General features: G+C 38.8%; 24 protein-coding genes. 7 read left to right on the forward strand and 17 right to left on the reverse strand.

The window, feature by feature from the left end:
* Positions 1-5: 5 nt before the first annotated feature.
* The 5 genes from VB691_RS09990 to VB691_RS10010 all read right to left on the reverse strand — a co-directional run bounded on the left by VB691_RS09990 (position 6) and on the right by VB691_RS10010 (position 4,722).
* The gene (locus VB691_RS09990; RefSeq protein WP_323291342.1) at positions 6-701 is read right to left on the reverse strand and encodes a response regulator transcription factor; all 696 of its coding nucleotides are present in this window, start codon (positions 699-701) and stop codon (positions 6-8) included.
* A 30-nt stretch (positions 702-731) separates the two neighbouring features.
* Positions 732-1,028, reverse strand: coding sequence for a YkvA family protein (locus VB691_RS09995; RefSeq protein WP_323291343.1), 297 nt, complete (start codon positions 1,026-1,028; stop codon positions 732-734).
* A 174-nt stretch (positions 1,029-1,202) separates the two neighbouring features.
* Positions 1,203-2,246 (reverse strand): adenosine deaminase, encoded by a 1,044-nt coding sequence (locus VB691_RS10000; RefSeq protein WP_323291344.1) that lies wholly within the window; start codon positions 2,244-2,246, stop codon positions 1,203-1,205.
* Between the two features lie 84 nt (positions 2,247-2,330).
* On the reverse strand, positions 2,331-3,980 hold the full coding sequence (locus VB691_RS10005; RefSeq protein ID WP_323291345.1) for a BRCT domain-containing protein: 1,650 nt from the start codon (positions 3,978-3,980) through the stop codon (positions 2,331-2,333).
* Between the two features lie 205 nt (positions 3,981-4,185).
* Positions 4,186-4,722, reverse strand: coding sequence for a gamma carbonic anhydrase family protein (locus VB691_RS10010; RefSeq protein WP_323291346.1), 537 nt, complete (start codon positions 4,720-4,722; stop codon positions 4,186-4,188).
* A 118-nt stretch (positions 4,723-4,840) separates the two neighbouring features.
* On the opposite strand from VB691_RS10010, the gene VB691_RS10015 reads away from it, so the two are divergent.
* Both VB691_RS10015 and VB691_RS10020 read left to right on the forward strand, forming a co-directional pair.
* Positions 4,841-5,344 (forward strand): TIGR02652 family protein, encoded by a 504-nt coding sequence (locus tag VB691_RS10015; protein WP_323291347.1) that lies wholly within the window; start codon positions 4,841-4,843, stop codon positions 5,342-5,344.
* A gap of 22 nt (positions 5,345-5,366) precedes the next feature.
* Positions 5,367-5,804, forward strand: coding sequence for a VOC family protein (locus tag VB691_RS10020; protein WP_323291348.1), 438 nt, complete (start codon positions 5,367-5,369; stop codon positions 5,802-5,804).
* A gap of 10 nt (positions 5,805-5,814) precedes the next feature.
* Here VB691_RS10020 and VB691_RS10025 read toward each other — a convergent pair whose 3' ends face one another.
* The 4 genes from VB691_RS10025 to VB691_RS10040 all read right to left on the reverse strand — a co-directional run bounded on the left by VB691_RS10025 (position 5,815) and on the right by VB691_RS10040 (position 8,021).
* Positions 5,815-5,940: a MarC family protein gene (locus VB691_RS10025; protein ID WP_323291349.1), complete on the reverse strand. Its 126-nt coding sequence runs from the start codon at positions 5,938-5,940 to the stop codon at positions 5,815-5,817.
* A gap of 103 nt (positions 5,941-6,043) precedes the next feature.
* Positions 6,044-7,279 carry an LL-diaminopimelate aminotransferase gene (locus VB691_RS10030; protein WP_323291350.1) on the reverse strand — a complete coding sequence of 412 codons (1,236 nt, stop codon included), beginning with the start codon at positions 7,277-7,279 and terminating at the stop codon, positions 6,044-6,046.
* Positions 7,280-7,371: 92 nt separating this feature from the next.
* Entirely contained in the window at positions 7,372-7,779 is a 408-nt protein-coding gene (locus tag VB691_RS10035) for a putative toxin-antitoxin system toxin component, PIN family (protein ID WP_323291351.1), read from the reverse strand.
* 2 nt (positions 7,780-7,781) lie between these two features.
* Entirely contained in the window at positions 7,782-8,021 is a 240-nt protein-coding gene (locus VB691_RS10040) for a hypothetical protein (RefSeq protein ID WP_323291352.1), read from the reverse strand.
* Positions 8,022-8,216: 195 nt separating this feature from the next.
* Between VB691_RS10040 and VB691_RS10045 the strand changes: the two genes are divergently transcribed.
* Both VB691_RS10045 and VB691_RS10050 read left to right on the forward strand, forming a co-directional pair.
* Positions 8,217-8,906, forward strand: a complete 690-nt coding sequence (locus VB691_RS10045; RefSeq protein WP_323291353.1) for a hypothetical protein — start codon at positions 8,217-8,219, stop codon at positions 8,904-8,906.
* Positions 8,907-9,157: 251 nt separating this feature from the next.
* Complete coding sequence (locus VB691_RS10050) at positions 9,158-10,918, forward strand: ABC transporter ATP-binding protein (RefSeq protein ID WP_323291354.1); 1,761 nt, start codon at positions 9,158-9,160, stop codon at positions 10,916-10,918.
* On the opposite strand, the gene VB691_RS10055 is transcribed toward VB691_RS10050, so the two are convergent.
* The 5 genes from VB691_RS10055 to VB691_RS10075 form a co-directional block, all read right to left on the reverse strand.
* Positions 10,911-11,582 (reverse strand): response regulator transcription factor, encoded by a 672-nt coding sequence (locus VB691_RS10055; RefSeq protein WP_323291355.1) that lies wholly within the window; start codon positions 11,580-11,582, stop codon positions 10,911-10,913. The genes VB691_RS10050 and VB691_RS10055 overlap by 8 nt on opposite strands.
* Before the next feature lie 181 nt (positions 11,583-11,763).
* Positions 11,764-12,267, reverse strand: coding sequence for a GNAT family N-acetyltransferase (locus VB691_RS10060; protein ID WP_323291356.1), 504 nt, complete (start codon positions 12,265-12,267; stop codon positions 11,764-11,766).
* Positions 12,254-12,541 carry a DUF1778 domain-containing protein gene (locus VB691_RS10065; RefSeq protein ID WP_323291357.1) on the reverse strand — a complete coding sequence of 96 codons (288 nt, stop codon included), beginning with the start codon at positions 12,539-12,541 and terminating at the stop codon, positions 12,254-12,256. The genes VB691_RS10060 and VB691_RS10065 overlap by 14 nt, the downstream gene beginning before the upstream one ends.
* A 421-nt stretch (positions 12,542-12,962) precedes the next feature.
* On the reverse strand, positions 12,963-13,412 hold the full coding sequence (locus tag VB691_RS10070) for a YlqD family protein (RefSeq protein WP_323291358.1): 450 nt from the start codon (positions 13,410-13,412) through the stop codon (positions 12,963-12,965).
* 60 nt (positions 13,413-13,472) lie between these two features.
* Positions 13,473-15,389, reverse strand: coding sequence for a long-chain fatty acid--CoA ligase (locus VB691_RS10075; protein WP_323291359.1), 1,917 nt, complete (start codon positions 15,387-15,389; stop codon positions 13,473-13,475).
* A gap of 271 nt (positions 15,390-15,660) precedes the next feature.
* Between VB691_RS10075 and VB691_RS10080 the strand changes: the two genes are divergently transcribed.
* Positions 15,661-17,106: a bifunctional orotidine-5'-phosphate decarboxylase/orotate phosphoribosyltransferase gene (locus tag VB691_RS10080; RefSeq protein WP_323291360.1), complete on the forward strand. Its 1,446-nt coding sequence runs from the start codon at positions 15,661-15,663 to the stop codon at positions 17,104-17,106.
* On the opposite strand, the gene VB691_RS10085 is transcribed toward VB691_RS10080, so the two are convergent.
* The 3 genes from VB691_RS10085 to VB691_RS10095 all read right to left on the reverse strand — a co-directional run bounded on the left by VB691_RS10085 (position 17,103) and on the right by VB691_RS10095 (position 20,599).
* Positions 17,103-17,630, reverse strand: coding sequence for a hypothetical protein (locus VB691_RS10085; RefSeq protein ID WP_323291361.1), 528 nt, complete (start codon positions 17,628-17,630; stop codon positions 17,103-17,105). The genes VB691_RS10080 and VB691_RS10085 overlap by 4 nt on opposite strands.
* Positions 17,631-17,713: 83 nt before the next feature.
* Entirely contained in the window at positions 17,714-18,658 is a 945-nt protein-coding gene (locus VB691_RS10090) for a bestrophin family protein (protein WP_323291362.1), read from the reverse strand.
* Positions 18,659-18,667: 9 nt separating this feature from the next.
* Positions 18,668-20,599, reverse strand: a complete 1,932-nt coding sequence (locus VB691_RS10095) for a penicillin-binding protein 1A (protein WP_323291363.1) — start codon at positions 20,597-20,599, stop codon at positions 18,668-18,670.
* A 637-nt stretch (positions 20,600-21,236) separates the two neighbouring features.
* On the opposite strand from VB691_RS10095, the gene VB691_RS10100 reads away from it, so the two are divergent.
* Together VB691_RS10100 and VB691_RS10105 are read left to right on the forward strand one after the other, a co-directional pair.
* Positions 21,237-21,818 carry a PEP-CTERM sorting domain-containing protein gene (locus VB691_RS10100; RefSeq protein WP_323291364.1) on the forward strand — a complete coding sequence of 194 codons (582 nt, stop codon included), beginning with the start codon at positions 21,237-21,239 and terminating at the stop codon, positions 21,816-21,818.
* A gap of 80 nt (positions 21,819-21,898) precedes the next feature.
* Positions 21,899-22,465, forward strand: a complete 567-nt coding sequence (locus tag VB691_RS10105) for a PEP-CTERM sorting domain-containing protein (protein WP_323291365.1) — start codon at positions 21,899-21,901, stop codon at positions 22,463-22,465.
* Positions 22,466-22,647 lie beyond the last annotated feature (182 nt).

Below are 22,647 nucleotides of genomic sequence, written 5' to 3' on the forward strand. Positions count from 1 at the left end.
GATTGTCAGTCTGTTAGTCCATGTTTAAGGGCAAAACGCACTAATTCAGTGCGACTATTTGTTCCAGTTTTACTAAACAAACGACTTACATATTTTTCAACATTTCTGACACTTGTATTTAACCGGGCCGCAATTTCTTTATTCATTAACCCTTCTGCCACTAAATCTAACACGCTTTGTTCCCTCGGAGTTAAATCAATTTTCATCGGGGGTGGCGTTGTAATTAAGTGAGGTTGTTGCCCAAGTTTTTCCTTTAATTCTCGGATTTCTTGGGCAATTTCTTCTAATTTTGCTGACTCACTATTGGCTTGAATATTGACCTTACGACGTTCTAATAAATTTTTAACAATCGCTTCTAATTCTTCAGGATCAAAGGGTTTTGATAAATAAGCATCACATCCTGTATGATAACCTTGAATGCGATCAGATGTCATACCTCTTGCCGTTAGAAAAACCAGAGGAATCGCTTGAAAACGGCGATCATTCCGCAGTTTTTCCAAAAATTGATAGCCGTCTACTTGGGGCATCATAATATCAGAAATAATTAAATCAGGAATTGCTTTTTCAAGCTGTTCCCATGCTTCCGTTGCGTTACTTGCTACCTCAACCTTTAAGTCTCCACTGTACTCTAAATAAGCTTGTACAGATTCACGCACCCCAGGTTCATCATCAACCAGTAAAATTGTAGCAGGATCAGACATAATTTTTGCCTAATATAGTTAGTTTAATACTTAGGATTCATCAATAGAAACCGCCTTAACCTCTATTGTCTCACCTTCAGGAGATTCTTCCACAATTATTTCAGAATTATTTTGAAAACGTTCAATAATCATTTGAAAGATTTCAGTCATCAATAGAGTAATGAGAACAAAATCATCAATTTGTCCCGCAATGGGAAAGACATCAGGAGAAATATCAAGGGGACTAATAAAATAAACTAATGTGCCTAAAATTACCCACCAGCGATATTGAGGGTGACGAATAGCATTACGATACCAATCATAAATAAATTGTAGAGGAAATTTCATTGACCGGGGTTTCCTAACTGATTTGATGACTATTTCTATTTTACCTTAGATGATTTGGAATTAGTTAGGTACGGATAACCGATAAATCATCCTAACTATTTTATTTTCCTATTATTACTGATTTTTGAATTAGCTGCAGAGACGTTTTAAAAGCGTCTCTACAGTCAGACTAATTTACACAGATAATAATGCTTCTTCAGGGGAATTATCTTTAAGTAATCCCATTAACAAAGAAGCAGGTGGTTCTTTATAAGGCCAAGCAAAAGCATGGCGAAATGCCGCATCTTGACAAGCTTGTAACTGATGAAAATCAATCACATCTTTTGTCAAAAGGTTTTCGTATTCAAAGGGTAAACGGACATTATGTAATCCTGCATTATCGGTACAAATGGCAATATCAACCCCTGCCTCAAAACAGCGATCAAAAACTACTTTTAATGCCGATAAGTCCTCTAAAGTTCCTGTCTTCAAATAAGTGGTCGGACACACTTCTAAACACTGTTTAGCTTGGGCAATTTCTGGCAATAATTCAGGATATTTCAAAGGAATTTGGATGCCGTGACCAATTCGCATTAAATAGGGGAGTAATTCGGGATAGCAACCGTCGGGGGTTTCATAGAGATGGCCCGTTGTTTTTAGTCCTAGCGATCGCGCGTATTTATACAGACTAATAAACTCATCTAACCGTTCCCGATAATGGGAGTCACCCCCCGCAACATCAATAGCACAAACATAGTCTTTCTTATCAGCAGCTAAGTCTACAATTGCCTTATTTACTTCATAGGGTAAACGAGAATGGGTGCAAAGAATTTGACTAATAATGATCGGATATTCTGAGACTTGACTCGCTTTTCCCACAATTTCAACAATATTAGTCATGGCCTCAATTCTTTGGGATTGATTGAGGTGTTCTGGGGTGCGAAGATAGGGAGTGTAACGCAATTCTAAATAGGCCAAATTCTCGAAAATATAGGCCCCACGAATTAAGCGATAAATGAAATAAGGAAGGGTTTGTTCCGTTTGCACACTTTCCACTAAGGTGTGTAATTCTAAATACTCATCTAGGGTGTTCCGTTTGCGGGTGTAAAATTCCTCAAAACCAGGATATTTGGGGAACCGTTGCGCCATCTCTTCGTTATGACGCTTAAAATACCGCCAGAGAACGCGGGGAACCACAGATCCCCCTAAATGGCGATGTAAGTCCGCATATAGTGCCACAGAAACCTCCTGATGTTGTATGTTAAGTTTTATTTTAGAAGGTATTGGAAAGTGTGGGGAGAATTAATCGTAATCTTGAGGGTTCTATGCTTTCTCAGGAATTGTTACCCCCGCTATTTCTAATGCTTCGATAAACTGCGCCTCTGATAGCTGAGAAATGCCTAATTTTTGCGCTTTTTTTGATTTATCCCCTGGTTCTTTTCCAACTACGATATAGTTGGTTTTTGAACTGAGGGAACTGATAATTGTTCCCCCTGCTTGTTGAACAAAAATCTTTGCTTCTTCCCGATTTAAGTGAGCAAGACTGCCAGCAATTACTATCTTTTTGCCTGATAAAATATTCTCAGGTTTTATTTTTTCTTTGCTTTCTTCTTCTTTTTTTTTCTCCTCCTTGGGAGAACTTTCTTTCTGATTTACTTCAGTTTTATCTTCAGCTTTCGGTTCAGTAGTTTTGAGATCGGTTAGCTGTTTTGTTAGCTGTTCTTTTTCTTGAGTTAAGGCGGTGATTTGTTGCTGTAGCTGACTCTCTAATGTAGTTTTTTCCTGTTCTACTGTTTGCAGTTGCTTTTCTAGAGTTGAAACTTTTTCTTGTTGTTTCTCTAGTTTTTTATCTAGGGTTTCATTGCCCTTCGTAACTTTTTTAGCTTCTTTGAGTTCTGTTTCTAGAATCTCTTTTTCTGTTGCGATCGCTTCGAGTTGCTTTTCTATAGTTTCTTTTTGCTGAATGACTGTGGTTATTTGCTTTTGCAATTCACTTTCTAACGTTAGTTTTTCTTGTTCAATTGTCTGTAATTTCTTAGTTACAGATGATGTTTGTTCTTGTTGTTTTTCAAGATTCTTTTCTAATTCATCTTTTTCTTTGGTGATGTTTGTAATTTGCTGTTGCCACTGAGTTTCTAAAGTTTCCTTTTGTTTTTCTAGGGTTTGCAATTGTTTTTCTAATTCATCTTTTTGCTGTAATTGACTTTCTAAGGTAACTTTTTCTTGCTCAATGGTTTGTAATTGTTCTTCTAAGGAAGTCACTTGTGATTGTTGCTTTTTCAGACTTGCTTCTAAAGTTTCTTTTTGTTGGGTTACTGTTGTAACTTGCTGTTGTAATTGACTTTCTAAGGTAACTTTTTCTTGCTCAATGGTTTGTAATTGTTCTTCTAAGGAAGTCACTTGTGATTGTTGCTTTTTCAGACTTGCTTCTAAAGTTTCTTTTTGTTGCTTAACCGTTGTTAATTCTCGCTGTACAGAAGCAGCCTTTTGAATTTCTTGTTGTAATTGAGTGGCCGTGTTTTCTTTTTCTTGACGTAAACTATCGAGTTGCTTTTCAAGAGAGGATAAATCTTGCTTATATTTGCCGTCTAACTGTTCTTTTTCTCTGGTTAAATCCTGAGCCGTTTTTTGCAAAGAATTTAACTTATCTTGCTCTTGCTCTAATTCATCGGATAAACGAATTTTTTCCTGATCTAATTCAGTAATGGTTACTTGCAGCTTGTTAATTTGTTGGGTTGCGTTACTAACATCTTGGGTTAGTTGCTGATTATTTTTGAGCAGAGATGAATTCGTTACTGCTAAATCATTCAGTTTTGCTTCTAAGGTTGCCTTTGCTTTGGTAATATCTTGTTGTTGTGCGAATAATTTCGCCTCTTTTTTCAGACGACTATTACGAAGCTGCCGATAGTTGAGACTAGAAGCACCCAAAACAAGCATTAAAGTAGCAATTTCGTAAACGATTTCATTAGTCATCTTTCTTACTCCTGATAAAAGCAGCAACTACCAAATTCTTATGTAGAGCTTATGTAGCGTAGAAACTGATAAGATTGTTCTATGATGTCTATCTTACCATTAAGGGGAAAATTTATCGCCTCCCTCGAAGTCAGAATTCAGCAGGAGCTTAATATGGCTTAATATTATTAAGCCCCTACTGAAGTCAGAAGTTTTGATAGGGAGTTTAGGAAAAGCCTAAATCTGTGCCTTTTCCTGCATGAACAAGGGCTAATTTCTCGTAACGTCGGGCGTGTTCTATAATTTTTTCGGCTTCTTGATCAGATAAATCTCTAACCTTGCGGGCCGGAACTCCGACAACTAGAGATCGCGGGGGAACATCTTTATTAACAATAGCACCCGCACCGATTAAACTTCCGCTTCCGATCCGAACTCCTTCTAAAATAACAGCCCCAATGCCAATCAGACAACCGCTTTCAATATGGGCCCCATGAATGACAGCCCGATGGCCAATCGTGACATAATCTTCTAAACAGGTCACTTTTCCAGGATCACCATGTAAAATGACTCCATCCTGAATATTCGTATAGGCTCCAATTTCGATGCTTTCGACATCACCCCGCAGCACAGCACCATACCAGACACTTGTTCCTGTCGCAAGGGATACCCTACCCACAATCACCGCATTGGGGGCAATAAATGAAGCTTGAGACAGATCGGGAGAGGGCCAATAAGTGGGAATGGGAAATAAGTTGTCTTGCATAAATCTAAGCCAAATCTAAAATCTCACGGTAGCATCTGGGCCCCAAGGATTTAGTCGATATAATATCTACTAGCAACTGGTCTAGACCACCAAATGCCCTATAGACAACTTAAAACAGATGACTCTAAGTTTACAATACCCCATTTATGGCCCAGACATTCAATGTCCTCATTGTCGTCAAGTGATTCCGGCCTTGACTTTGACGGATACATATCTATGTCAGCGTCATGGGGCCTTTGAGGCCGATCCCCATGCTAATGAATTAGTTCATTTACAATCGGGTAGGCATTGGCGACGCTGGGAAGGGGAATGGTATCGACAACATACCCATCCTGACGGAATTCGCTTTGAAATTCATGAAGCGTTAGATCGCCTTTATACTCAAGGATATCGCGCTACTAAGGTCATTATTGCTAGTCGTTATAAGGATTTAGTGAGTACCTATTTGGAGCGTAACACTTCTTGGCGGGACAATTCTGAATTGGTTCCTCGGTTGTATGGCCTTCCGGTGGAATTTAGCGCGGATTTTCAGTCAGATTCTTGTTGGAATGTCATTAATTTCGACTTAGAAAAGGAACCTGGAGTTCCCAAACGTTATCCTTATTTTCGTTTGTTTGAATAACTGGTTAAACTGAGTTAAATTCATGCACCATGCTTCCATTCGCACGGCTAATATCCATCACGCGATCGCCTTTTATGAATTGTTAGGATTTACGGTTCAGGAACGCTTTACGACGGGTTATACTTTAGCCTGTTGGATGGAAGGGTTAGGGGGCAGAATTGAGTTAATCCAAATTCCTGAACCCAAACCGGCCCCTGATGCTTTTGGAGATGAGCATTATGTGGGTTATTATCATCTCTCTTTTGATTTAAGCGATCGCGTTTCGGATCTTTCTGGTTGGTTGGGCCAACTTAAACTTAAGTTGCTTGAACTTTCTCAAGAAGATCCGACGCAATTTAATCCTTTGACAATTTTACTGGAACCTCATCAACAAATGATTGGCGATAAAGTTTATGAGGTGGCTTTTATTGCTGATACTGATGGTTTGCCCTTAGAATTTATTCGGGTGTTGAAATCCTAATACTGGCCAATTACTTCCAGCCAGGAAACAAAGAACTTAAGCCATCGGTCATAAATTCAACTGCGATCGCCATTGTAATTAATCCCATGATCCTACTGACAATATTCATCCCTGTTTTACCAAGTAAATAAGGCAATAAAGGTATTAAGATACTGGGAAAGTTCTGTCATGATTTTATTTCTTATTAAAAATTTCATAAACACGGGATTTTGTCTGTATCCCGTGCTGTTTATTGGAGGTTAAGCCTTAAACTGGGCTGTAATGCGTTTCATGGCTTCTTCTACATTGGCCCGACTATTAAACGCAGAAATGCGAAAATAGCCTTCTCCTGCGGCCCCAAACCCAGATCCTGGGGTTCCTACAACATTCGTAGTTTGTAATAATTTATCGAAGAAATCCCAACTAGAAAGGTTATTCGGGGTTTTTAGCCAAATATAGGGGGCATTTACCCCACCATATACCTCAAATCCGGCTGCTGTGAGTTGATTACAGATAATTTTGGCATTTTCGAGGTAAAAGCTGACTAAAGCCTTAACTTGGGCTTTTCCTGCCTCAGAATAGACGGCTTCTGCTCCCCGTTGCACTAGGTAGGAAACCCCGTTAAATTTGGTAGACTGACGACGGTTCCACAATTTCCATAATTCTACCTCAGAGCCGTCTGATGCTTGGGCTTTCAAGGTTTTGGGAACCACAGTTAAGGCGCAACGAGTCCCTGTAAACCCGGCATTTTTAGAAAAAGACCGAAATTCGATGGCGCAGTCTCTGGCCCCTTCAATTTCATAGATAGAATGGGGTAAGCTAGGATCAGTTATAAAGGCTTCGTAAGCGGCATCAAAGAAGATAATTGAACCGTTTGCCTTGGCGTAGCCTACCCAAGCTGTAAGGTACTCTTTTGTGGCGGTGGCCCCAGTCGGGTTGTTGGGGAAACAGAGATAAATGAGGTCAACTTTTTGACTGGGAATGGCTGCGGTAAAGTTGTTTTCGGTGGTGATCGGTAAGTATACTAAACCGTCATATTCTCCTTTTTCGTTCATGTCTCCCGTATGGCCCGCCATGACATTGGTATCAACATAAACGGGGTATACGGGGTCTGTTACCGCAATTTTGTTATTTTTGCCAAAAATATCGAGAATGTTGCCTGTATCGCATTTAGAGCCGTCTGAGATGAATATTTCTGAGGCATCTATATCACATCCTCTGGCTTGGAAGTCGTTGGCGGCGATTTTTTCCCGTAACCAGCCGTAACCTTGTTCGGGGCCATAGCCTTTAAAACTGTTGCGATCGCCCATTTCTTCTACAGCTTTAATCATAGCGGTACGGCAAGCTTCGGGCAAGGGTTCGGTTACGTCGCCTATGCCTAGTTTAATGATTTTAGCATCGGGGTTGGCTTCAATAAAGGCGTTTACTCGTCTTGCTATTTCGGGAAAGAGGTATCCTGCTTTGAGTTTGAGATAGTTATCGTTGATGGTTGCCATATTTTAATCGTTACAAATGCCTTTACTTAGCTTACTGCTAATGATTACCCCTTATCTACATTGGGGTTAAAAATAGTCTTAAGGATTATTCTTTAAGAAATTAAATTTTTAAATTCTGTAGCGTTAATAATAGTTATACCTTGATAATTCTTAAGGGGTAATAAATGTTTTTTGTCCCCTGTAATAATATAGTTAGCTTTTCCTATTATCCCACATTCTAAAATAACATCATCATCAGGATCATTCTCAATGACTTTTAGGGTTTTGTTAATTTTTATAATTCGACTAAAACTTATTAAATCAGCAATTGTTTCTATAATATAACGATCTGGAAACTTAAGTTTAACTTGCAATTTTTCAACAAGCTCATCTAGAATTTCTTGACAAGTAACAGATTCAATAATTCCTTGACGAGCTAATTCTACACAAAAATAAGGCGTGCCTTTCCAACCAATGGCTGATATTAAAATATTTGTATCAAACACAACAACCTTACTCATACTTACTTTTCATGAACTAAATCATCAATAAACAATTCTCTTTCTTCTTCAGTCATTTGTTCCCAGTTTAAGCCTTTTTCTTGAGAAATTTGTTTTAGCTGTTTCTCTGCATATTCCATTCTTTCTTGCCGTTGTTTGCTGGCTTCATGACTTAACTCTAATAATAATGAATATTGATTTTCAAGAGGTAATTGTTTAATTAATTCGATCACTTGTTGATTAGTCAGAGTCAGATTAGGCATTAGTTCTATTTAGATCTCTACTTCTATAAGTATAACAGCATCTTTTAAAAAGATTGGCAGAAAATAGCGGGAATGGGAGACACTTTAACTCATAAAGAAGAATCATAATATGATGGGCAATACCCACCCTACTGGCAAATTTTTGTTAAGAACTGTAACATAAAAAGAGTAAACCCCTTAATCTCAGTTGCAGTTATGGAACAGACTTCATTGAATTTAGTGGCGATCGCAGTCTTTGTGATGACTCTATCTGCGTTACTCAGTCCCGCGTTGAATATATCACCCTTCATTCCCGCAGGAACCACCTTGGGCATTTTAACACTAGCAACCCTCGATAGTGTCAGTTGGGGAGGGAGAGGGTTAACCATATTCTTAGACTTGTTTGCTACCCCGCAACAACGTCAACGAGTCATTCATCATGAAGCAGGACACTTTTTAGCCGCTTATTGTTTAGGAATTCCCATCACTAGCTATACTTTATCAGCTTGGGAAGCCTTTAAGCAAGGACAACCAGGGTTAGGGGGTGTACAATTTGATCTTACCCTTTTATCTGATACTAAAACTATCCAAAAAACCCCTTTAATTATTGAACGAACTTTAACGGTTTTAATGGCGGGAATAGCAGCAGAAATGATGATTTATGATAACGTAGAAGGAGGAGAAGAAGACAAGAAAAATTTACGGGCAATTATGAGAATTATGGGCATTTCTAACTCCCTTTATCAACAAAAAGAAAGTTGGGCCTTATTACAAGCCAAAAATTTAATTATTCGCAATCAAACCGCTTATGATGCTTTAATTGAAATGATGGAAAAACGGGCTTCTGTTGAAGCTTGTCAGTCCTTAATTCAGGAAAAAATCAATCAAATAGAAGTAATGACATAACTGCGATCGCTAACTCTGATGGCTCTCCCGACATCTTGGTATAAAATGTATAATCAGATACAATACTTAAGATGGTGGGTTACGACGCGGATTAAAACTTATTAGTTTTTCCTCAAAATCGTTGCCGCGTCTAACCCACCCTACGAATTATAAGCTTTACTTATCACCACAGGTACGGGAGAGCCACTCTGATTAGAGATTATACAGTAATCAATAACTAAACGTTTAATCAAATATTTGAAACTTATTTTATGGCAACTGCAAGACTCCGACAACTGGCCGCTTATCTTCGTCCCCATTGGCGAATTGTTACCCTAGGAATGGTATCTCTTTTGGTTGCTAATGGGTTAGGGGTTTATATTCCCTTATTAATTCGAGATAGTATTGATGATTTACGTGAAATTTTGAATTTCGGTTTTAATCAAGTTTTACGATCTGTGATCCTCATGTTTATTTTAGCTTCAATTATGTGGGGAATTCGGATGTTATCTCGTCTCTTAATTTTTGGCATTGGACGGGATGTAGAATTTGGTTTAAAACAACGAATCTTTGAGCATTTATTGACCCTAGAACCTGCCTATTTTGCCACTAATACCTCTGGAGATTTAATCAACCGCGCTACCAGTGATGTAGACAATATTCGCCGTTTGGTGGGGTTTGCTTTACTAAGTTTAGCGAATACCTTTTTTGCCTATGCTTTGACACTTCCAGTCATGTTATCTATTAATGTACATCTAAGTTTATTAGCGGTTGCTGTTTATCCTTTAATGTTAATTACGGTACAGGTATTTAGTGGAAAATTGCAAGAACAACAATTGAAAGTACAAGAAAAACTTTCAGAGATCAGTGAATTAATTCAAGAAGATATGAGTGGCATTGCTTTAATTAAAATTTATGCCCAAGAGGAGAACGAAAGACGAGCTTTTGCTCAGAAAAATAACCAGTTACTCACCGCTAATTTAACTTTAGCTAAAACCAGAAATTTTTTGTTTCCTTTAATTGAAGGATTGTCCTATATTAGTTTATTGTTATTGTTAATATTTGGGACATCAGCCATTAATCAAGGTATAATTAGTATTGGGGATTTTGTCGCCCTAATTATCTTAGTAGAAAGATTAGTTTTTCCCACAGCTTTATTAGGATTTACCATTACAGCTTATCAACGAGGAGAGGTTAGTGTTGATCGGGTAGAGGCAATTTTTTACGCAGAACCCAAGATTCAAAATACAAAAGAAAGTGAAATATTACCGAAACAAGTTGTTAACGGAGAAATCATCGCCCGTCATTTAAGTTATACTTATCCAGGGAGTAAAACTCCGGCATTAAACGATATTAACTTTACCATTTATCCAGGGGAAATGGTAGCAATTGTGGGAGAAATAGGCTCAGGAAAATCAACTTTAGCCAATGCGTTACCCCGTTTATTAGAAATAGAAAAAGGACAACTTTTTCTCGATGGTTATGATCTGACTCAGTTAGAATTAGAAGGGTTACGATCAGCTATAGCTTATGTTCCCCAAGACAGCTTTTTATTTAGCACAACTATTCTTAATAATCTTCGTTATGGTGATCCCATTAAAGAACAATTTGAAGTAGAATATGCAGCTAAACAAGCACAAATTCATGAAGAAATTTTAAACTTTCCTCAACAATATGAAACCCTAGTCGGAGAGAGAGGAATTACCTTATCAGGGGGACAAAGACAACGGACAGCATTAGGACGAGCTTTATTAATGAATGCTCCTGTGCTAATCTTAGATGATGCCCTTTCTAGTGTTGACAATAAAACGGCAACACAGATTTTAGAGAGTTTGTCAGGGGAGAAAAAAAGAACCGTGATTTTTATTTCCCATCAACTATCTGCTGCGGCCCAAGCTGATCGGATTTTGGTTATGGAGCAAGGTAAGATTGTTCAAATGGGAACCCATGCAACCCTATTAAATCAACAGGGAATCTATCAATCTTTATGGAAACAACATGAGTTAAAAGAAGTTCTCAATGACCCTATTTAATCAGATTATTATCCAAAGCAAAACGAACTAATTCAGCGCGGTTGCTGGTTTCTGTTTTTTGGAATAAACTACTCACATATTTCTCGATAGTTCGAGGACTCAGATGGAGTTTTTGACCAATTTCTCCGTTAGAAAGTCCGGTGCTTAGTAAGTCGAGAACCTCTTCTTCTCGTCGGGTTAATTGTAAAAAATCGAGTTCTGCTTGAATGGAAATTTTGGCTGCTTCTTCTCGCGCTAAATCTTTTTGATTTTGGGACTTTTGTTGAGAAAAACGCCATTCAGATTGAACAATTTGCGATCGCTCTAGTAAATTGCGAATAACTGCCTTTAATTCCTCCATTTCAAAAGGTTTAGGCAAATAAAGATCACATCCCACTTGATATCCTTGAATTCTTTCGTCTGTGGTGCTACATTCGGTTAAAAAGACCACAGGTAACAGGCGAAATTCGGGACGTTGTCGCAATTCCTTGACTAAGGTATAACCGTCCTTTTGGGGCATTTTTATATCGGACACCAATAGGTGAGGGCGATAAGTTTGGACGAGGGACAGGGCATCTTGTCCATTTTGGGCGGCAATTACCGCATAACCCTGGAGTTCTAGGTAATCTTTCACGGCAACACGAATTCCTAGGTCATCATCAGCAACTAAAATCAATAAAGGCATAGGTTGAGTCTATCTCACTACCCCTAGGATATCATTTTTTTGTCTTGCCTGGAGACTGTGATGGATTTAATCGCAATTATTATTAATTTTTGAAGTTAACCAGGTTTTTTCTTCTGGGGTTGATAGAATTTTAAGATGAGAAATTTTTATTATTCAGATAAAATGTGTTACAACATGGAAATCATTTAATATCAATAAAATCTTTCAAACCAGATAAAGGCAAAAATAATAGCAAAGGATTTTCCTTCGTTCCTTCAAATCCATAACGCTCATAATAAGCCTTAACCGCAACATCTTTGGCATCCACAAATAAGCCAATGACTCCCGCATTTTCGGCAATGACTAAAGCGCGTTTCATGGCTTCTACTAACAAAATTCCCCCAATGCCTTGCCTTTGCCAATTCAAAGATACCCCTAACCTAGCTAACTTCACCCCAGGAACAACCGAAGGATATTTCTTCGCCCAACGGGGAGGAAGACACTCAAGCTGTACCTCGCATAAAGATAAGGTGAAAAAGCCAATAATCAGTGATGGTTGCTCACTATCAACCAAAACAAAAGTACGAGACAACCCTTTCTGGATATGCTGTCGTGCTGTGCGCTGCAAAAACTGATTTAGGGCAACCTCACCACAGTCAAAGCTATCTCGTTCATGAGTTTTACTCAACAGTTCAATGCGTTTCACTGAAAAAAGCCTGATGTCGTGCGATCGCCTCCTTTAAATGGTCATTAGGGGCGGGAGGGTTCTCAATAAGACTAAAAATTTTATCCGCATCCGATGATGATAAGCTGATCACCTGTTGCTGCTTAATCACTTCTTGGGCTTCTTTGACTGCCGCGGCCACCAGAAATTGGTTTAAGGTTGCCCCTGTCAAGTCTGCCGCCTTTTCTAACGTTTCTTTGACTGATACAGGCACTCTAGCGGTGACACGGACATTATTAGGCAAGGGATTTGACATTTTTTTATCCGAAAACACCCTTTATTGTAACACAAACGGTGTCATTTTCTCACCAAATTTCCTTGTTTCTTAGAAGTGATTAAAGAAACACCGAAAATTAGGACATTTAATCCCAATTATTTATTCTTCAACTCGTCGTATAATGTTTTAATAAGTCTAGAAAGTTTATAGCTAACTCTCGAAAATGGATAACTAATGTAATCAGATGACAAAATAAAAAATTATTAGACAGACCTACGGCTATTGCGTAAAGTACAGTAGCTATAGTAAATAGCCATATTATTCCGTGCAGATTTCAGCGAAAACAATGAAGAATAATGGCGTTTTTCCCTTTATCTCATACTAAATGGTATTAATACTATTGTCACCAACAAAGATAAAAAGAAATGGCCACGCGCAGAAAGCAACGTGGCTATTTTAATTAAATGTCGCCGCGAATTTCTTCTACAACCCCATCCCGCAGGACAATTTCTACATTCAATTTTTTGACTAAATTATCTCCTTGTTCGAGACGGAAAAAGCTTTCCATTTGTGCTTGCACAACCTCTTGATCCAATTCTAATAATTGAACTTGTTGCATTTGTTGCAAAAATTGGTTTTTTCGTTCCAGAAACTCACTTTTTTTCTGGTTAACCTGAATTTGAATATTGTCAATTTGTTGAGAAACTTCGGGCCCTGGGGGAGAAATACTTTGTTTTTGAATTTCAGAGATCGCCCTCTGTCCTTGCATTTCTAATTGTTGCATTTGGCCATCAATTTGGGTAATCTGTGCTTGCAGTTGTTGCTGCATTTCATCTTTCCAGCGAGTCGTTACAATTACCTTGACATTGATTGGCCGTTTTAGCATTAAGGTGGTGTTTGCGTCTTCCATAATTCGTCTATCCTTTGGTTAACTTCGTTATTTTCTAATGATTTTGACCAGTTTAGTCATCTAGGAATTAAACATCCCGTCAATCATACCCTGATACCGTTCCGTCACCACAGGACGTTTGACTTTTAAAGTTTGGGTCATCATGCCATTTTCGGCGGTAAAAGGTTCTAAAATCAACTCAAATACCCTGATTTGGTCATCAGCGCGGTATCCTGGGCGATTTTTAACCTCTCGGTTCAATTCTTGACGGAATAAGTCTTGAACAGGTTTCCCAGACAGATCACTGTTAACAACCCCTTCCCTAGATGCTTCTTGAGGAGGTAAATTGAGGGTAATTTGTTGAGTTTTTCCCCAAGTTTGCAACGCATCTAAATTGGGAACAATTAATGCCCCTAATGCTTTTTGATCCTGTCCCACCAACATAATTTGGTCAATATAAGGACTTCTGATACAAGCGTCTTCAATGGGTTGAGGTTCGATATTTTCCCCATTACTTAAAACAATGGTATCTTTGGCCCGTCCGGTAATAACGAGATCATTCATAGGAGTGATCCATCCCAAGTCCCCACTATCAAACCATCCTTGGGGATCGATCGCTTTGGCCGTTGCTTCGGGTTTTTTATAGTATCCTTGCATTACTTGGGGGCCACGAATCAGAACAAGTCCGGTTTTCCCTTGGGGTAAGGGTTCGCGGGTATCAGGGTGAACAATGCTTATTTCTGTACCAGGAATGGGTTGACCAGAAGATCCCCGTAAGTTATGACTATGGGTGCGGGCATTGGTGACGGGAGAGGTTTCTGTCAGGCCATACCCAACTAAAACGGGAAGATTGACAATTTCGTAAAAGTTATCAAGATGTTTGGCCAAGGAACCTCCCCCACTGACTAAGGTTTCCATATTTCCCCCTACACCATCCCGAATTTTTTGATAGACTAATTTATCCCCCAAGGCGTGTAATGGGGCGAGAAAAGCTGCTTTAAGTTGCGCTGTGAACCGTTCTAGGGCAGAGGCATCAAAGTGATCTAAGCTTAAATTATTAGCAATGCGTCGTGACAGGATGAAGGTTTCTGAGATATTTAAGAAAAACTGCACAATTTTTTGTTGAGTGGGACTTTGATCCCTAAATTGCTTCTGAATACCTTCATAAAGAGAGTCCCAAAGACGGGGAACTCCCACCATGTGATGAGGTTTAAAACGTTTTAAATCGGTCTTAAAGTTGCGGATATTGGTATAAATGAGGGTGCATCCTTGAGACAAGAGAAAATATTCGCCACTGCGTTCGTAGGAATGCCAAGAGGGTAAAATACTGAGGGCGCGATCGCCTGTTTTGGGTTCAATAACGGCATCTATATTCTTGACCTGATGTAATAAGTTACCATGGGATAACATGGCTCCTTTGGGTTGTCCGGTGGTTCCAGAGGTATAGATTAAGGTAGCTAAATCTTGGCTATTTTTGGAGATAGGTTTTAAGCTATTTTCCGCCCCTACTTCCATCAATTGGCTATAGTTTAAGGTTTTGATGGGATCTTCTAGGTTAGGTTTTTCGTCACTCAATAGAATGATTAATTGTAGAGGAATTTCATCACAAAAGGCGCGAATTTTGGCTAAGGTTTTCAGGTTTTCAACAATGAGGACACGACTATCACTATCTCTCAGAATATAGGCGATTTCATTGCGATCGGCCTGTGACGATCTTACAGCATTAGCTGCACCTGCTAACATTGATCCTTGATCGGCAATAAACCAACGGGGACTATTATCAGCAATCAAGCTTATTTTATCATCTGCTGTGACTCCAAGAGCCTGTAATCCGGCGGCAAATTTTTCTAATTGTTGATATAACTGACTATAGGTAAGTTTAACTTCGGGCTTACTATGGGGGTCATGGAGTGCAACAGTATTAGGGAATTTTTTGGCTGCGATCGTCCAAATTTCAGGTAAGGATTTCAGGGTAGAATATTCAGGTATTGAGGTCATAGGATTTAAGCTAGTAATCTTTTCCTCTATAGACTAGGGAATCATGGGGTGAATGTTCCCATATTAACAAGTTAACCTTTCTGTTTCGGTTAGGTGGGGTGACAGTTTTTGATGATGAACAATGATTGGTTATTCGGGTTTAATAGATTATGATTACTCGAAATTTAAAACAGAACTTAAAACTAATTCATGGCAGTTGAATCCTAACTAATGGCAATTTAGAGGGAGATTGCTGCTACAATCGGTCATATTCTGAAGGTAACATCATTCCATGAGCTTTTTTGAAAAATTAACCCAAGCGATCGCCACCTATCAAACCTTACTCATCATTTGTCTTGATCCTAACCCAGAAATGATGCCTCAAGCTGAAAATTCAGGGGAAGGAGAAGAAGGTTTAATAATTCGCCTAGAAACTTGGTTAAAATCGGTGATTCAACAGACATCGGGTTTAGTCTGCGCTTACAAACCAACTTTAGGCTTTTATGAGGCGTTTGGGGGAGAAGGATTAGATTTATTATTGAGGGTAATTAAGGCAATTCCTGAAGATATTCCGATTATTTTAGATGCTAAACATGGGGATATTAATACCAGTACCATTTTTGCTCAGACGATTTTTGAAAAGTGGCAGGTAGATGCTGTAACGGTAAGTCCTTATGCGGGACAAGATCATGTTGCGCCGTTTTTAGTTTATCCCGATAAAGGGGTTTTTGTCTTGTGTCATACTTCTAATCCTGGGGCGGTTAATTTACAAGAATATCCGACTGATGAAGCTCCTTTTTATTTACAAGTAATTAAGGAAGCAAAAACTTGGGGAACCCTAGAACAATTATTTTTAGAAGTGGGAACAAGCAATTTAGATGTTATTCGTAAGATTCGAGGTGTTGCGTCGGAAAGATTTCTCTTACTGCGGAGTATTTGGAGTAAAGGCAATGATATTACTAGCATTTTAAAAGCGGGTTTAAATCAAGCAGGGGAAGGGGTATTGATTCCAGTTCCCCAAGATTTCTTGAAAAGTGATAATTTAAGAGAACAAGTGACAACTCTCAAGGGAGAAATTAATCAATTGAGAGAACAAATTATTCAAGAATCTCAAAGTTGTGAGCTTTGGAGTTCTAATGTTTGTTTATTAAGTCCTCACCCTTATCAAGATTTAATTTTACAACTTTATGATATAGGTTGTTTGTTATTTGGAGAGTATGTTCAAGCATCAGGAGCAACTTTTTCTTATTATGTTGATCTGAGGAAAATTATTTCTCAACCTCAACTTTTTCATCAAGTTTTAAGTGCTTATGGGGACATCTTAAAAAGATTAAATTTTGATCGCATTGCGGGTATTCCTTATGGAGCTTTACCCACAGCAACAGGTTTATCTTTAATGTTACACCATCCGATGATTTATCCGCGCAAAGAAGTTAAGGCCCATGGCACTCGTCGTTTAATTGAAGGAAATTTTCATCCAGGAGAAAAAGTTGTTGTAATTGATGATATTTTAATTACCGGAAAAAGTGTCAGGGAAGGGGCAGAAAAATTAAAATCTTCTGGTTTAATTGTTGAGGATATTGTGGTATTTATTGACCATGAGGAAGGGGTTCACGATAAACTAAAAGAGCATGGTTATCAGGCTTATTCTGTGTTGAAAATATCAGAAATTACAGAAACTTTATACAAAGCTGGAAGAATTAATGAGAAGCAATATCAAGGCTTAGCAAAACATTAATTAATGTTCATCTCTACTTGATTTTTAATAACTTTCTTTTGTTCCTCATCGTATCCCCATCGTTCTAAAAAAGGAGCATATTTGCCTGATCCTGTGACAATTGTTTCCTGTAATTGTTGCAATTTTTCTTGAATTAAACATAATTCAACTTGTTGAATTAATTTAGTGGTACGTTGACAAACTGTGTCTGATCCTTGGGCCATTTCTTCATCATTATTACGACGATGAGTAATGGCCATTGCGGAGGACATAGCTAAGTTTTTAACTAATAATTCACTGACAATTTCTGGGGAAGTTTTTAAGGCATTAATCACCTCTTTTGTTGGGGTATCAGCTAAATATTTATCACTCGTTAAATAGGTAACAAAAAAACCTCTAGCCCCATTTTCACTACTGACTAATGTGGTAATAATTTCTTGAATTTCAGTCTCTTTTAAGCTTTTGCTTTCCATACCTTCAAGGAAAATTTCACTTAACTGAAGCGCATCTTCAAAGGAGAGATTGTCAGGAACGTGCCAATTCATAATAAACTTAAGTGGTAATTAAGGACTATTTATTAGTTTAAAGCTTTTTGTCTTAAATAGTAATTTATTTTAGTCAATAATATCTATTCAATAAAATCATTCATGCGATCTTTCCAATGTCTGACACAAGGTGCTAGAGTAATCAAGTCTTCAATATTCCTTTCCATGGTTTGACAAATTGTATCTAAGGGTAAATCATTAGCATCATAGCCAAAAGGATTTTCAATTTCAATCCCTATTTCCTCAATACCAAACACAGTAAAGCTAATTAAAGCCACAATGGGGGGTGTTACCCATTTTACATCATCTACAAATTGAAAAGGAAGGGTTAAACAATATAATAATAATAACTGTTTTAAATGGATAGAATAGGCTAAAGGAATAGGGGTTTTAAGGATTCTTTCACAGGCACCAAGGACATCAACCATAGTATCTAAGAGTTTAAAGGTGGTCATCAGTTGATAAGAATCAATACATTTTTTTTCATATTGTTGTTGTAAATAATCCCCAATCCAAAAAGCAATTTCTAGAGGAGGATTATTCATGGTTTGTAATTTTTCATAGCTTTGTTGTGGCATAAATTTGACTAATTCCTCGTCAGGTGGTTCTAAACGTAAATGTAATTTAGTAGCGACAGCAAAAGCAACCAAAAGGCGGAGGATATCAATTTTTTCTTGATGATCTTTAATGCTATTTTCTTGAATCGTTACCCAAATTGTTCGGGCTAGATTTCGCACCGTATTAATTAAAGTTCCCCAGAGTTTTCGGCCTTCCCAATATCTTTCATAGGCAGTATTCGTCCGAAACACTAACAGTAAACCCAACACAATACTAGGCACTAACCCACTATCGATAGGTAAATCCAAATTAATCCCAGACTGATACAAAAGTGTGATTACCACACTAAAAGCCGCGCAGAACATAACACGGGGCAAAATGGCAGGAATAACTGAACCTTGCCATTGCAAAAGGAGACGAAACCACTGTCTACTTTCGACATTTTCTAATAACAATCGTCCCCTTTTCATATTGGCTAATTATTTGGCTTTAGGACGGGGAAATTTAGAAGCAGCATGAAATTGTTTAACGGGTTCATTTTTCAGTGCCTCCTGCATAAATTCCCGCCAAATAGGAGCAGCATTACCCCCACCTGTCACCCCTTTTCCTAAGACGCGGTTAGCATCATCACCGATCCAAACAGCAGTGGACAACTGAGGAACATAGCCCACAAACCAGACATTGCGTTCATTATCGGTGGTTCCAGTTTTTCCGGCGGCGGGACGGCCAAGATTAGCGGCCCTTCCCGTTCCCCCAGTAATCACCCCTTGTAAGACAGAGGTTAAGGAGGCAGTTGCCCAAGGATCAAGCACTAATTGGGGTTTCGGGGTATTGTCTAATAAAACATTGCCCCGACTATCAGTAACTTGTAAAATAATGGTCGGGTCAGCATACCAGCCATTGCTGGCAAAGGTAGCATAGGCGTTAGCCATTTCCAGAGGGGTCAGATCTCCCGCCCCCAAAGGTAGAGAGGTGACGGGTTGCATGGGACTTTTAATGCCGATACGACGACAAACTTCAATCACCTTATCAACTCCCACTTTGCGCCCAATAACCACCGCCGGAATATTACGGGACTGCATTAAAGCGGTACGGATGGACATGGCCCCAGAATAGCCGCCGCCGTAGTTTTTCGGGGTATAGAGGCCACTGCCATCACGGTAACTAACAGGACTATCATTGACCACAGACTCTGGGGTATATTTCCCACTGGCAAAGGCGGTATAGTAAACAAAGGGTTTAAAGGATGACCCTGGTTGACGATGGGCTTGAGTGGCTCGATTTAATTGACTTTTATCATAATCAACGCCCCCGACAATGGCTTTGATAAAGTGGGTACGGGGATCAACGGCGACTAAAGATACTTGTAACTCTCTGGCATAAATGCCCCGTCCCCGTAAATTATTATAGGCACGCTGAACCACTGCTTGGGCCTGCTTTTGCATCAAGTAATCAACAGTCGTTTGAATTCGCATCCCACCTTTCAGGGTTGCTTCTTTGCCAAACTTGTCCCCTAACTCCTGCATCACGGTATCCGTGACATAAGGTAGTTTGCTGCCTTGCCATGAGGTCGGTTTACCGATGCCTAAAGGGGCTTTACGGGCTGTTTCTGCTTCTTGGGGGGTGATCCAGCCTAAATCGGTCATACGGCTGAGAACAACCGCCTGGCGTTCTTTCGCTTTTTGATAGTCGTTAAAGGGACTATAGTTTTCTGGGGCTTGAATTAAACCAGCCATCATGGAAGCTTCCGCTAGGTTCAATTTAGAGGCTGGCTTATTAAAATAGCTTTGGGCCGCAGTTTGGGCCCCATAATTGTTGTGACCCCAATAGATGTTATTGAGGTACATTTCCATAATTTCGTCTTTGTCAAAAACCTGTTCAACCCGAATGGCCAAAACGGCTTCGGAGAGTTTGCGACTGACGGTGCGTTCACTGGAGAGGAAAATATTTTTGACTAACTGCATGGTGATGGTTGATGCTCCTTCTACCACACCGCCACTTTTCCAGTTAACCCAGATGGCCCGACCAATACTGTTGGGGTTGATGCCATGATGTAGGTAAAAATGACTGTCTTCAATGGCCATGACTGCCCGTTTCAGTTCAGGGGAAATGTGATCGAGGCTGACAACTTCTCGGTTGGCTTCTCCATGGAGTCGAGACAGCAGCCGGCCTTTGACATCATAAATATAACTGGTTTCTGTGGGGGCGTAGGTGTTCAGCATCCGTACATCAGGAAGGTTACGAAAGCTGATGGCCAGTCCGACGAGTCCTCCGGCGACAATAGAACTTGCTAATAAACTCAGACTGAGGACGGTTCCTCCAGCAACTCTGAGAACGCCTTGTTGAAATGAAGGCTCAGAAGAAGAAGGCTTCTTCCCTTTGGCCAGTTGTCGAATAGTGCTAAACGACACGATTTTTTTAGTTCCTCACTCCGAAAGATTAATAGAGATTTCAATAAACGGGGATCGATGATTTTAGGATTTTTTCATGTTGATGTTGATATAGTAGCTTACTAGAATTTGGCCGAGAGTCAAGCCATTTTCAATTTGAGATTGACGATTTTGCCTGGCCCCAGGATTAAATCTAAGGGTTTAACGCCTCCTATTATGGCCGTTTTTTCCACAAATTGGTAGTCTCTTCCTGAATTTACCCGACAGGGACTGTCTGTTGCTAAGTCCTGGCTGATAAATAATTGGCTAAAACCTTGTCAAATGAAGGATGTTCGGCGAACCCAGTCGAGCCGCAAAACTTTTTTGGAGCGGGGCGTAAATCCCCATTACAAAAACAAACTTTAATTTTTTGCCCAAGATCTACAGCAATTCTGGGACATAATGTCCAAAAATGTCAATTTTTATACAGGTTGCAGTCTTCTAGAACAGGAATGTTATCGAATTAAGTTATACAAAAAAATTAATAAAATATACATCGAACTCAGTTTCCTATGTTTAAATTGATTTGTGTGCTACAAGACTCGTAGTATTTTTGGGGCTAATCATGGACTTAAATCAATCCATTAGCTCACTTACCAATCGATAGTAGGTTAAAAAAATGAATTCTAAAAGTTTATTGATTCTGGGAATGAGTATTTTGGTTAACTCATTATGGGTGACTTCAGCTAAGGCTTCAACATTCTCTTTCTCAAGAGAATATGACTCCACGACACCAAATGGGTTACTTTCGGGTACCTTCCACGCAACCGACAACAATGATAACGGGTTTATCTCGGCTGATGAGGTTAACCTTTTTGAAGGGACTTTTAGTGATGGTATTTCTCTATTAGAAATAAAAGCATCAGAACCTAAAGTTTTTGCTAATTTTAGATATGAAATAGGAACTAATAACTTGACTTTCAATGTCAGAACCGATCAACCCATCCCAGATCCTACCCGTGACGAAAACATTGAGTTTAATGTTGATTTTGCCAGGAATTTTGATACGTTTAGAGACGGAGATGCTATCCTTGCACCAGAAGATTTTAATAAAACTGGAAGAGTTGAAGAAATACCAGACGAGGGAGTTGAGCCTCAAGCTACAGTTCCAGAACCTAATTCTAGTTTAGCTTTATTAATTTTAGGTGGCTTAGGGATTATATCAATAAGGAAAAAACACCAAATTAGTAAGGATCAATAGGTTTTGCTTAAAAAGTATACCAAAGTAATCTAGAGTTTACACAGCTTAAAACCCTTACCAATCGATAGTAGGTAAAAAAAATGAATTCTAAAAGTTTATTGATTTTGGGAATGAGTATTTTGGTTAACTCATTATGGGTGACTTCAGCTAAGGCTTCAACATTCATTTTTGAGAGACAATACGACTCCACGGAACCTAATTTTTTCCCTGAGAGTATGCTTTATGGTACCTTTCGCGCAACCGACAAGAATAAAGACGGGTTTATTTCGGCTAATGAGGTTAACCTTTTTGAAGGGACTTTTCGTCAGGATAATTTTCTATTAGAAATATCCGCATTAGAACCAAAAGTTATCGATCAATTTAGCTATGAAATAGGAACTAATAACTTGGCTTTCAATATCAGAAGCGATCGACCAAAGCCACCAGAACCCAATTTTGGTGTAGACACTATATTTAATGTTAATTTTGCAAGGGATGGAGATTTCTTTATTTTCACAGATATTGCCTTTGGAGCAGATGATTTGAATAAAACTGGAATAGTTATACTAGATCCTAATCCTAATACTCCAGTTCCCGAACCTAATTCTAGCCTAGCTTTATTAATTTTAGGTGGCTTAGGGATTATATCAATAAGCAAAAAACACTAATTTAGTAATGATCAATAAGTTTGTCCGAAAAAGTATACCAAAGTAATCTAGAGTTTACACAGCTTAAAATCCTTGTTTGGTATACTTTTTCATTTGATTCAGCAAGCCCTAAAAGTCAATCAATTTCCTTGCCAAATAAGAGATTTTTAAGACATTATCAAAACCCTCATCATTTGCGGAGA

Origin of the sequence: Crocosphaera sp. XPORK-15E (assembly GCF_034931425.1) — a bacterium.
Lineage (GTDB): Bacteria > Cyanobacteriota > Cyanobacteriia > Cyanobacteriales > Microcystaceae > UHCC-0190.